The following is a 12,553-nucleotide window of genomic DNA, read 5'->3' on the forward strand; positions in this document are numbered from 1 at the left end:
CTCCTCTTCTTAAAAAGTAAGCGCTTTATATTTTTATATTAAGAAAATACGCCAACAAAAAACAGACCAACCTTGTCACACTAAAACTGTGCGGAGGTGGTCTGTTTCTTATTTAGCCATTATGGTTACTCCCGAGCGCCTACTTTTCCCGCCTGCATAATTTCATTCTCATAAAACGCAAGCTTCTTCTCTAGTCGAGCAACCGTATCATTCATAAAGCGCTGTTTCTCTAGTAACTTTTGATACTCTTCGTCCAAAATTTCTTTTCGCTCTACAAGAGTTTCCTCACCTTCTTGATACAGCTTGGAATAACGAGCTAACGATTCCACAGATAGACCTGCATCTCGCATACATTTGATAAATTCGATCCAATTTAAATCATCGTCATTAAAATCTCGATTTCCTGCCTGATTTCGTGTTACAGGGGGTAGTAAGCCTTCTTTCTCATAATAGCGCAGAGTTGCCGGCGTTATCCCGTACTTCTCAGCCGCTTCTGAAATATTCACTGCACTTCGCTCCTTTCCTCTTCTTTATTTTAGCAATTCCTCAAGCAAGAAACCATAAATTAAAGGTGTCCAACAATTTTATGTGGCACATAGGGGGTTTCCAAATATGTCTGATCATCTAGTGTCAACTTGAAATCCACTGCAGCTGCTGCTGATTCCACATGACTTAGCTTCGTCGCACCAATAACAGGTGCAGCCACCGATTCCTTCTGCAGCAACCATCCAAGTGCAATATTCACTCGACTCGTTTCATATTTTTCTGCCAGCTCAAAAACACGATCAATAATTGCCTGATCTTTTTCGGCGGTTTCATCATATTTAGATTTTAATATTTCATCTGTCGTCGTACGTTTGGTTGTCTCTGTCTTTTCATGAATCAATCTACCCGAAGCAAGTGGACTGTAAGGAGTCAGTGCAATTTTTTGGTCTGTGCAGTAGGGTAACATCTCTCTTTCTTCTTCCCGGTAAATCAAATTTAAATGATTTTGCATAGACACAAACTGCGTCCAACCATTCTTTTCAGCAATATAGTTGGCTTTTTGAAATTGAAACGTATACATAGACGAAGCCCCAATATATCTTGCCTTCCCTGCCTTTACAACATCATGCAATGCTTCCATAGTTTCTTCGATCGGTGTATGATAATCCCACCGGTGAATAATGTATAAATCCACATAATCAGTTCCAAGCCGTTTCAAACTTTGATCGATTTGTGTCATAATGGCTTTCCTCGATAGCCCCTGTCCATTTGGTCCAGTGAACATCTTCTGGTGTACTTTTGTCGCCAAAACAATTTCATCCCTTTTGGCAAAATCCTTAAGCGCTTTTCCGAGAATTTCTTCACTTCTACCTAGAGAGTATACATTTGCGGTATCAAAAAAATTGATTCCTAATTCAAGAGCTCGCTTAATCAAAGTACGACTTTCTTCCTCTTTTAGTACCCACTTATGTATCCAACTATCAGGATCTCCAAAGCTCATACTTCCCAAACAAATTCTTGAAACATCTAGTCCAGTATTTCCAAGTTTCGTATATTCCACCTTAATCACCCTTTCAGAATAAATTTACATTTATTTTACAACTTAAAGTTTACTTTAAAGCAAATAAAAACAAACTAGCATCTCTAATAGCGACTTAGCCATCCTTACGCTTGATTGTTTAAAGGAACTCGAGTTAGCTGTTCTTCGCCAAATGAAACTAATTGGCTTTGATGATACGCTTTATCACGGCATACATCGCCAAAATTGTCTTCTGTCGCGCAAGATACGCTAAAACTTGCCGAGACTACTTGCGAAAATCTTTTAGCACTTATTCAAAATCCAAATTTGGCAGTGCCTAAACAGCAACTTGTCCCTGTTCATTTAATTGAGCGAGAAACCACGTAACCCCGAGCAAACGAGGCGTTTGCTCGGGGTTACGTTTTATTAGGAAACGAGTTTGAGTCCAATTGCCGCACACAGTACCATCGCGATGAATACAATTCGCTTCCAGTCTTTTGATTCATGATAGATAATCATGCCAAGAATCGCTCCCCCAGAAGCGCCTATCCCCGTCCAAATGGCGTAAGCTGTTCCCATCGGGATTATCTTCATCGCGTAAGCGAGGAAGATAAAGCTAAGGCCAAACCCAAGAACCAGTAATAAAAAGGCTTTCAGGTTTTTATCTTTGTGTAATTTATTAATCATAAGCACTCCAAACATTTCAAAAATCCCTGCCAAAATCAGTGCTAACCATGCCATTACGATTCACCTTCCTTTTCCACTTTGTCTTTTGTGACAAGTTTGAGTCCAATTACGCCAGCTAAAAGCAGTAAAATCAGCAAGACTTTAGCCAATTTAAACGGTTCTCCGAAAAAGAGTATTTCTGAAAAAACTGTTCCTGCGGTTCCAAGTCCAACAAAAACTGCATACACTGTCCCAACCGGCAACTTGCGCCCCGCCATAATCATGAGGTAAAAGCTAATCACAATTGCAATGACTGTTCCAATCCACTCTAGTGTATTTGTGGCGTGCTTTAGTCCAATCACCCAAAAAACTTCAAAAAATGCTGCAATAAATACTTTAATCCAATTTACATTCATCTTTAAAACCTCCAATTTTGAATATAAAAAAGCCCGGGAGAAACTGATGACTAAATCAGTTATCTCCCAGGCTTTTATCCTTCCGTGGCATCGCTAAAAAGCGACGAGTTTTCTCTTGGACCAGACCAACCAAAAAGTTACGGAACCCTAGAAAACTTTTCATTTATTTTATTATTACGTAAAATTATACACATTTATATCCAAAAATCAAGTTTTTTCTTAATCGAATATCCCCTCTACTCTAAAATACCATTTATTAAGATTCAAATTCCATGCACTAGAAAAAAAGACAATTCCTCAGCTTTTTAACAAGAAACGTCAGAATTGCCTTCACTCATTTATTTCATATTATTAGTTGAACCAGCCCTTGACGCCATCTGCCACGTAGTTTCCAATTCCTTGGAAGAAGCTGCCAACTGCTTTTGCAGAACGCGAAAAGATACCTGCTTTTTCCACATCTTCGCTTGCTAAAACGGGAATGCTTTCTGACTGTTTGCCATCTATATAGCCAAGGTTATCTCCATCTTTAAGCGAAAGTGACATTGTTCCAAGCTTATCTCCTTTTTTCACAGGAGCTGTTACGGTTTTATTCTTTAACGTGACTTTCGTGTCTACTTTTGGTTTTCCCGTTGCATTTGGCACGACAAGCGACACGTCTTTCCCTGCTGTAAGTGAAACTGTGCTTTCTTTTCCATTTTCGACTTTTGCAGAAGCTGGTTTCTTAATTTTGCTGCCTTTTTTCTGAACTTCTTCTAATTTAAAGTTATCAAATGCGTAATCAAGCATTTTATTCGTTTCATCAAAGCGTGCACTATTATGCTGTCCACTGCCTTTTCCACCATTCGCATGAAGGACAACAGTGATCACGCGCATCCCATTTTGAGTTGCTGTTGCCGTTAAACACATGCCGGCATAATCTGTTGTTCCGGTTTTCAGTCCATCTACCCCTTGGCGCCCGTAAATAAGTCCCGGAAGTAGCCAGTTCCAGTTACTCATCGCAATTCGGTCCGATGTTCCTGGACGAAAATCTTTTTTCGTCGTGCTCGCTGTTTTAAGAACTTCGGGATAATCTAGAATCAAGTGTTGCGCAAGTTTTGCCATGCCTTTTGCAGTCATTTTATTTTCATCATTTTTATCGCCAACTTGCTCTTTGCCTTTTAAATCCGAGTTGTTCAAGCCTGTCGAATTGACGAAATGATGCTCACCGAGTTTTAATTCATCGGCTTTTTTGTCCATCATTTTCACAAAGTCGCCTTCCGAACCGGCCATTTTTTCAGCAAGCGCAATCGCCGCTCCATTCGCCGAATAAATCGCCATCGCTTCATAAAGCTCTTTCACCGTATATTCTTCGCCTTCACGTAGAGGCACATTTGAGAGGGAAGTATCTTGCGAAACTTTGTGAGCATACTCGGAAATTTTCACCTTGTCATCCCAGCTAATTTTTTTCGCATCCAGTTGCTCGAAAAGAAGATATTCATCCATCATTTTCGTCATTGAAGCAATGCCCATGAGTTTATCCGCATCTTTTGAATAAAGAATTTTTCCAGTGCTTTCTTCGATTGCAATTGCTCCATTTGCATTAATCGTTGGTGCATCTGCCGCGGCCGCCGATTGAGGTGCAAAAACAAGCCCAGAGATTGCTAGTGTTCCTGCCATAACGACAGCGCCGATTTTATTCCATAATTTTTTCAACAATACCTTCTCCTTTATTCAAAGCTGCTAACTTACAACAGCCAGTTATTCAATTCATTCCAAATTTCGTTATCTTTATTCACGCATGGATTTATTTTAACATGAATAAAAGGGAACGTATAGGAGATGAACGGCATAAATCAAACTTGCTTCTCATCCAAATGTTCTAGGTCATTATATTTAGAAACATTAATGAGATTATTTTTATTTTTCGTGTTTATTCTTGGGAATTCAGGTGTGAATACAGAAGATTTCTTTAGCGATGACAAAATGACAGGAATAGTTTCTCCTCGGTGATCTCTGTGCCCCGATTTGATGTACCGACGAAAATCAAGCCTTTATACCTATGTAATATTTCTATTTGTTTTAGATATTTTTATATAAAACTTTCCAATTCAATTACGAAGCTAAAAAATCCATGTTTTGAGCGCTAGCAAAAACCCTTTGCTTCATTCATCAAATTAGGGCACTATTGAATGTGAAGTTAGATATGTGGAACATTTTAATTTTTATATTTCAGATTTAATGAAAATGCTTAAAATAAAAAGTAGTGGGAGATTGTCCTTGAAAATCGTTTCAATTGTTCATTTGAAAATGTCATAAATTCGACACAAAATAAGAATTTTCCTTCAAATGTGTGCTTAACTTTCACTCGTTTCAGTGTAGTGGCAGTGATATAATTCACTTAAATTAGTTGTGAAAGGGGAATTGATCATAAAAACAATGAAAATGCGTGTTCAAACTAAGAAGGTTTTTTTGGGAGCGATTAGCTTATTCGCCCTGTTTGTTCTTTCCTTTATTTGTTTTCAGGGGAGCGTTTCCGCAGCAGAGGAAAGTAAAGATGGCGTGCGAAATGAAAGTCTGCAGATGAAAATTATTCCACGAGGAAACCCTGCGACTAGTAGGGAGAGAGAGCAACGTGGCAAAGAACATACATCATTTGAATCGACTGGTTTATTTTTATACAAGGGAGATGAAATCACTATCGAAGTAGAAGGCGATCCAGAGAATCTGGAATTGCGAGTAGGACAATGGGGCGGCTATACAAATACTCCTTATATTGCTACCGGCTCACAATTATATGCCTTCCAAGACGGTGTGGTGAAACTTCATGGAGGAACTAATAAATTTACTAGAAATTTTTCAGGAGGAATGGTTTATCTAGTCAATTATTCCACTACGAAAACAGAAAATATTACGATTAAAGGTGGCGTAAAAGTTCCACACTACATTCAAGGAAAGACGTCAATTGATTCCTTTAAAAATCAATTGGAGAATTATAAAGATGTTCCATTTATGGAGTTTGTGAATGATGACGCCATTGCAACCATTCGGATAGATCGAGCGAAAGATATTTTTGAAAAAGGGGATCAAGTGGATGTATTCATGTCCTCGCTAGCTAAAATTGTTAAACTGCAAAACGAAGCAGCTGGTCTTTCCTATGACGGTCAAGGGGTAGAAAGAAAGGATCCGCAGCGCATTCATGTTGTGAACCCAGAATGGGGAGCAGGGCAACTATTTGCAACAAATAACTTCATCGGAATTCACAGTGCAACGGATAAAGACCGCACAATTTTCAGCACGGGGCTTAGTAGTACAGACTGGGGAATGCTTCATGAGTCTGGACATACCTATCAAAATAAAATGTATCAATGGTATAATATGACCGAAGTAACCGTTAATATTTATGCAGACTATGTACAAAAAATGTGGTCTTCGAATGGAACAGGAAGATATGATGCAGTAAATGTAAAAAACGGTAGTCGAGCAAGCGTACAAAAGTATTTTAAAAAATTAGAAGCAGATCCGACATGGAATTTCGACCGTGAGGCCACGGAAACAAATGATTATCATTTTGCTTTACTAGGGATGTTTTTAACATTACCGAGAACTTTCGGCTATGATTTTTATCCAGTACTAAACCAATCCTATCGTTCCTTACCAGAAGAGGAGTTACCGAAAACCGATGAAGAACAGAAGCAACTGTTTATTTTAATGACGAGTAAAACGGCCCATCGTGACTTAACACCTTTCTTTGAACATTGGCGTTTCACGGTAACAGATGAAACAAAAGAAAAATTAAACGCATTAAAACTTCCAACTTTGGAAAAAGAGATTTGGAAAGATATATTAGCAACAGAGCAAGAGGAAAAAGCTGGGACATATCGTATTTCAAATACTGTCGGACCTTACTCTGTTCCACAAGTTGAATGGAACTCAAGTATTCCACAATTTCCATTTGAGAATTTAAGAAATGCTCTGAATGCAAGTGACTTAGTCGCCAATATGTATTCAACACCTATTGCGTCGAATACAAGTTTAGTAACAACTGGAACGGTTGCAGATGGAACGAGTTTTGATATCCAGAATGCCTATGCTTACTTTATAAACGACCTGGGGATCCCTAACAAAATTCCTTTTTCTGTAAAAATAACGCCCGGAGATAGTGTTGTAATGAGAGGACAACGTGGTCGCTACGCCGTTTTAAGTTACGATCCAAAAGCAAAAACTCTTCTTGCACGGGGAAATTCAAATAAAATCTTAGAAAACCTGCCTAATAACCTTTATCCGCGAGTAAAAGTTTATGATAAAAATATGCAAACCGTCAAAAAAGAAGCAGAAGGTTATGGAAAAACGTATGGTTATGAATTTGCAGGTAATCTAGACAATGTACCCGTTGATGTTGGAGACATCGTTGAAATTTATCATCGTGAAGCAACCAAGCGGGTACAGCGCTATAAAAACAACGAACTTTTGACAACTAATAAGGATACTTATTATTACCAAATTACGAAAACGGGCTGGCGAGAAATCACCTTCAATCCGCAAAGTATCGAAGGCTCTTCCATCGCTGCCAAAGTCGGTGATAGCGGTGATTTAGATTTACAAATGACACCATCAAACAGTATTTTACCGAGTAGCTATGAGTACACTGTTTCAGACCCCTCTGTCATCAAAATTGATAGCAAAGGGCACTGGCAAGCATTGAAAAAAGGCAAAACAACAATCAACGTAACGGCTAAACTTCCCGATGTAGGAAAGTTAGCTGGTGCAGATTATCCGACTGAATTAAAAACAACGATTGAAGTAGACATTGCAAATAGTGGAGCTCCAATTAAAATTCAATATGTTGATTTGCAAGGCAATCCGCTGAAAGATGTGCCTGAACAAGTGCTTAATGGTGATACCGGTGATGTTATTCACTTAGATCAGTATGCACTGACGGTTCCCGGTTACACACTCCTCACAGAGACAGCGAATAAAACAGCAGTAATTTCTAGTGAAGCTCAGGTTATTTCATTGCGTTATGGCGGGAACATTATTGATGTTACAAGCGATAATATCGGAACAGCAGTTGGTGAGACCGGGAAATTACAAATCGAATTAGTTCCTGAAATAACAGAAATGCCAGCAGAAAAGCTTATGAAAGCCAAAGACATCACTTATCAAGTGGCTGACCCAAGTATTCTTCAATTAGCGTCGGACGGCAGATGGAAGGCTCTTAAAAACGGTTCAACGACAATTACTATTTTAGTGACACTAGACAGTGGTAAAAAACTAAAACTAGCTAAGCCACTTGAAGTAACGATTGGTTACAATGCTAAACCAATCCATATCAAGTATCAAACGACAACTGGAAAACTCTTAGACGAAGAAAACATTTATGGGAATAAGGGAGAAAATTATCAAGCTATACCAAAAAGAATAAACGGCTATACAGCTGTTCCCGTTAAAAATCAAATGTTCACTTTCACTGATAAATCGCAAGAAATTGTATTCGAATATGAACCAAACCAGCTTAAACTTCAAGATATCAGTGTCAAAGTCGGTGATGAGGGCACATTCCAAGTCTCCATCCTTCCCGAGACCAATAAAGAAAAATATGTATTTGAATATGTGGTAGAAAACCCGGATATCGTAAGTGTCACAAGCGAAGGTAAATGGGTAGCAAAAAAAGCAGGAGAAACAACGATTGAAGTTCGCGCGATTTCCGATAGTTTAACAAGAAAAACAGCAATAGCACCAATGCTTTCCACTAAAATAACATTTAAAGTAGCGGAAGAACTATCAAAAGAGGATAACGTTACTCCTCCAGAGGGTAAAGAAGCGACATCTGATGACAAAGAGGCCATTCAAAATAATAAAGTTTCCAAAAAAGAGCCGATTGTTATTGAAAAACCAACAAATAAAAAAGATAGTCGAATCATAGAAGATCCAAAACAGTCGACTGTCAAAGGTAAAAAGTTGCCTCACACAGGAGACACTGACCAAAAAAATATAGTGATACTATCATTAGGCATATTACTACTATGCTTGCAAGGTCTATATATCTGGACCAGACGAAAAGTGGATAGATATCGAATGAAATAAAAAAGGGCCATGAAGGCCCTTTTTTATTTTACATCAAAACACTAATTTCTTATCTTTTTATTCGCTTATAATTAGCATCAAAGTATTTACCCTCTCGTATATCATTCGTCATGCCTTCATAAGGCGCCTCAGCAATAACTTCTTCATTATTTATGCCCGCGTCTCCAATATATGTGATTTTTGCAAACTCTGGAACAACTAGCTTTGGATAGGTTTCATATTTTTCCCGAGCTTCAATCATCTCATCAATATGATCATTTTGGAAAGTAACAGTAATTTCGGGATGCTCTTCTACCCATTTTGGAAAGAAAATAGTCCCATGCATTTTATTTTCATTTGGGATAAAATCAAGCGCTACATCAGTTCCCGTTGGTTCCGTCCAGGTTACTTTGAAGACACCATCTGTCAATTTAACCATGGTCACTTCCTGATCTTTTACCCACCGTCCTGCTACCATACCTCCATGAATCCGGTAATCAAGTGTATGATCATTTTTACCATACCATTCATATTCCCATCCGTTATCATATGTATAAATAAAATGGGTTCCGACAAAATCATCTAGCGTGTCGAATTCTTTCATAATGCTTCCTCCTCTGTTAAACATGTAAATATTTACATGTTTTTATCGACATGAATATGTTATGCTTATTTTACTAATTTGTCAAGGAGAGTTACACAAAAATGAAAAAAAATACACTTCAATATATTTTGCTTGGTCTAATCGAACAAAAAGGGATGTCTGGCTATGATTTAAAAGAAGTTTTTAAGAATGAAATTGGTGAATTTTGGCAGGCCGAGCATAGCCAAATCTATCCCACCCTTAAGAAACTCGAAGAAAAGGGATGGATATCTTCCACAATTACAATCGTTGGTACTAAGCTAGAGAAAAAGGTTTATTCCATTACTCCACTAGGCAAAGAACAAGTTAATGATTGGCTGTTTAATCAACCAAACGAGCTCGCTTCATTTAAAGATGAATTTATCCTTAAACTCTATTTTATTAAAGAAAATGATCAACAAGCAATTCAGGATATTTTAACTGAGCAGCAACGACTTCATAGACTAAAACTAGAGCATCTCTATGCACGTAGAGAAGTCATTTTTCCAGAAAAAAAGGCACTCAATGGAGATATTGGCCATTATCTAATACTTGATCACGCTATAAACCGAGAACAATGCACATTAACATGGATTGAAAGAACGCTAGCCTCGCTCCCTTTAGAATGAAATTTTTATACTTACTTTTATTTTGTAATTTTGGTTCTGGTCTTTAATGTAATAATCGATACGATAGACTAAAATCAAACTTTTTCGATCACGAAAGCCCGTATTCTTTCGCTAAAAAAGGCTAGAATTTATAAATTCTAGCCTTCAATCCATTCCAAGAATATGGCATCTTTCTACATCCACCTTGTCGATACAGATATGACACAATTAATTTTTCGCTTTTATATAAAAAAATAACCGATTAGTAACACTCTCAAGAAAAGTTCCCCACGTTCCCTTCTCCTTGATATATAGCCTTTTTCTTTACTTCGTTTTTTGATATTCTAAAACCTGCATAGTTGGATAATCTACGAAAACCCCAAATTTCTCTTGAATTTTTTGGTAATATATGGGATCGTGTTCTATTAATCCAAAAACCAGTCGTCCTGGAATACTCTTCTCCAGTTGCCGCACTAACTTCGGCTGAGAAGTGAAATAATTTCGTTCTTTTTTTCTCGATCCCAAGAATCGGGACCCCAGTTCAATGTGAAAATAAGTTCTTGCAATATTTCATCAGTGGAATCAATCACTACTCCTACCTTTTCAAGCTGATGATAATTAAATTTTTCACTTTGATAATAGGCACTAACCGATTTCAAATTTTCTGCTTCAAATTCTGCTAGCATGTCCATTAACGCTCCAACTGAAATTTCGGTTGGAAACAAAGTCAATGATTTTTCTTGCATCCTTGACTCAACTTGAACACCATCACGGATCAACAGATTTCCTCCTGGCTTTAACAGAAGATTGATATTTTCAAGAAAAACCGTGTGTAACTGCTTATCTTCACTATAAGATAAAATTTCATGTAACACGGATGAAAGAATGATAGAATCAAACTGTTTCCCACTACTCGCCAACTGAACTTTATTTAAGGCAGAGAGATTTTGTTGAAAAAATTGCACCCCTGCTCTTTCCATAGCTTGTTTCCCTTTGGTGCTCAAGTCAACCGCATAAACCTCTGAATCTGGGAAGTATTCTTTTATGGAAATGGCTAGTGAACCGTCTCCTGCCCCCAAATCTAAGATATCCCCCTTTTTCACGCGTTTAATAAGTTCTTGCTTTCCTCCATGCAAAACAGAATTTTTCATTCGTTTATAGTACTCAGATGAATGCTTTGTCACATCGATCATTTTGTCACCTCTATTATGGGTTATCCGACAGTTTTCTCACTTACCTTGGAATCTCAATATTTGATATTAGCTTTTCTTTGGATACTTTATCTATTTCTTTAACAGAGTCATAAGTTTTAGTACGATCTCACAATTTTGTTGAGGTCATACTTATTTGTTCAAATATGAAACCCATATCCTGTTTACATATTGTTTACTATTAATTTTTAATATAACACAAACTAAAGAGCCGTGTCTGTGTCCAATTTGTGAAATTTTAGCTAAAAAATACATCGCGCGTTTTTTTGCTATCAACTATTTTAAGAAATTCACAGCCACCGATAAAAAGCAAAAAAGACTATCATCCTATTAAATAAGATGATAGTCTTAGGCTACAGACAAACTATATATTTATACCCTTTATTCAAATGATGAGTAAATTACAAGCGACCAAATAATTTAATATATCTGGTTGCTTATTGGATAGTTATTAAATTAAAATGCTTTAAATCCCACTGGATGCTTCTAGTTTTTCAAACAATTTTATTATTTCTTCTGTCAATGGATAAAATTGTTCCCTTAACTCATAAACACATATTCCCTAGTGGCTTTCTTCTGTAATTGTAGCATCTATTTCCATGAATTTTTTTAAGAGATTCTCATACTCCATCTCAACTTTTGTGTCTATTACTTCCATAACCTTCTCTATAAATAACCTTTGACATTGTATAAAAGTTTGTATTCTTTTCTTAACGTTTTGGATGGCTCTTTTTTATGCGCTTTTTAGCTAAACGTAAACTATTCTACAAGTCATAGGTTTGTCCCAACGAGACTGTAAGAAACGTATAAATAAAGAGAAGGGAGGGGTTCTCATGACATCTACTCTTTTTTCCTTTTTATTCCCACATCCAGATTTGGCCGAACGGTATAGCCGTTCCTTTCATGCTGAACCACAGAAAGTGATCTATGAATTTCGAGGTTGGAAAGATTCAGCCCGGGTTCTTTATATTCAAAAAGGCATTTTTCAAATCGAGGTACTTCAACATAGCCGTTGGCATCCCATTGATTTAGTCCTTCAAGATCAATTTTTAGGGATTGAAAGCTTTTTAGAGAATCGGGAAGAGTGGAAAGGAATCCATTATCGGGTGAAAAGTTTGACAGAAGGCGAGGGGTGCCTGATTAAAAAACACTATTTTTTAGATCATATGTACGCCAACCCCAAAGTTTTCTTTGCGTTGGTGGAACAATTAACTCGAGGACTGTTACATCATCAGTATATCGCTTATAGACAAGTGGGGGAGCTCACAAAAGACGTGGTTCATTATTTGAACCAACTTGTGGAGTCAGGCGGTTTCTATCCTCAAAATGGCCAAGTGGTTTTGCCAAAAGAGATCAACACGAAGGTTATTGCCGAACATTTACATACTTCTGAGAAGCAATTGCATGAAGCGATTAAAGTACTTGAAGCCGAACACATACTCAAACAAAAATATCGTTCTTTTATTCTCCAAGCGGATTCATAG

The 12,553-nt window shown here is 37.4% G+C and carries 10 protein-coding genes, 1 pseudogene and 1 riboswitch; of the genes and pseudogenes, 4 read left to right on the plus strand and 7 right to left on the minus strand.

The genetic code is table 11. The annotated features are described in order from the left end of the window. Positions 1–125: 125 nt before the first annotated feature. Together HB912_RS11550 and HB912_RS11555 are read right to left on the minus strand one after the other, a co-directional pair. A complete protein-coding gene (locus HB912_RS11550) occupies positions 126–506 on the minus strand; it encodes a MerR family transcriptional regulator (protein WP_185374738.1) in 381 nt (126 codons plus the stop codon). A 59-nt stretch (positions 507–565) separates the two neighbouring features. Beyond that, complete coding sequence (locus tag HB912_RS11555) at positions 566–1,546, minus strand: aldo/keto reductase (RefSeq protein WP_185374740.1); 981 nt, start codon at positions 1,544–1,546, stop codon at positions 566–568. A 195-nt stretch (positions 1,547–1,741) separates the two neighbouring features. On the opposite strand from HB912_RS11555, the pseudogene HB912_RS13410 reads away from it, so the two are divergent. After that, positions 1,742–1,891 (plus strand): annotated as a pseudogene (locus HB912_RS13410) (substrate-binding domain-containing protein); the annotation flags it as partial. A 39-nt stretch (positions 1,892–1,930) separates the two neighbouring features. Here HB912_RS13410 and HB912_RS11565 read toward each other — a convergent pair. The 3 genes from HB912_RS11565 to pbpD1 form a co-directional block, all read right to left on the minus strand. Continuing rightward, positions 1,931–2,245 (minus strand): DMT family transporter, encoded by a 315-nt coding sequence (locus tag HB912_RS11565; protein ID WP_185374744.1) that lies wholly within the window; start codon positions 2,243–2,245, stop codon positions 1,931–1,933. Then, a complete protein-coding gene (locus HB912_RS11570; protein ID WP_185374746.1) occupies positions 2,245–2,586 on the minus strand; it encodes a DMT family transporter in 342 nt (113 codons plus the stop codon). Before HB912_RS11570 ends, HB912_RS11565 begins: the two co-directional genes overlap by 1 nt. Positions 2,587–2,647: 61 nt before the next feature. Beyond that, a riboswitch (guanidine-I (ykkC/yxkD leader) is annotated at positions 2,648–2,748 on the minus strand. A gap of 189 nt (positions 2,749–2,937) precedes the next feature. After that, on the minus strand, positions 2,938–4,242 hold the full coding sequence (gene pbpD1, locus HB912_RS11575; RefSeq protein WP_185374886.1) for a D-alanyl-D-alanine carboxypeptidase PBPD1: 1,305 nt from the start codon (positions 4,240–4,242) through the stop codon (positions 2,938–2,940). 792 nt (positions 4,243–5,034) lie between these two features. On the opposite strand from pbpD1, the gene HB912_RS11580 reads away from it, so the two are divergent. After that, positions 5,035–8,649, plus strand: a complete 3,615-nt coding sequence (locus HB912_RS11580) for a M60 family metallopeptidase (RefSeq protein ID WP_185374748.1) — start codon at positions 5,035–5,037, stop codon at positions 8,647–8,649. 49 nt (positions 8,650–8,698) lie between these two features. Here the strand turns inward: HB912_RS11580 and HB912_RS11585 are convergent, their stop codons facing one another. Beyond that, positions 8,699–9,232, minus strand: a complete 534-nt coding sequence (locus HB912_RS11585; RefSeq protein ID WP_185374750.1) for a phenolic acid decarboxylase — start codon at positions 9,230–9,232, stop codon at positions 8,699–8,701. A 101-nt stretch (positions 9,233–9,333) separates the two neighbouring features. On the opposite strand from HB912_RS11585, the gene HB912_RS11590 reads away from it, so the two are divergent. After that, the gene (locus HB912_RS11590) at positions 9,334–9,879 is read left to right on the plus strand and encodes a PadR family transcriptional regulator (RefSeq protein WP_185374752.1); all 546 of its coding nucleotides are present in this window, start codon (positions 9,334–9,336) and stop codon (positions 9,877–9,879) included. 452 nt (positions 9,880–10,331) lie between these two features. On the opposite strand, the gene HB912_RS11595 is transcribed toward HB912_RS11590, so the two are convergent. Next, a complete protein-coding gene (locus tag HB912_RS11595; RefSeq protein WP_185374753.1) occupies positions 10,332–11,051 on the minus strand; it encodes a methyltransferase in 720 nt (239 codons plus the stop codon). Between the two features lie 851 nt (positions 11,052–11,902). Between HB912_RS11595 and HB912_RS11600 the strand changes: the two genes are divergently transcribed. Next, entirely contained in the window at positions 11,903–12,553 is a 651-nt protein-coding gene (locus HB912_RS11600) for a Crp/Fnr family transcriptional regulator (RefSeq protein WP_185374755.1), read from the plus strand.

Origin of the sequence: Listeria aquatica, assembly GCF_014223975.1 — a bacterium.
Taxonomy (GTDB): Bacteria; Bacillota; Bacilli; order Lactobacillales; family Listeriaceae; genus Listeria; species Listeria aquatica.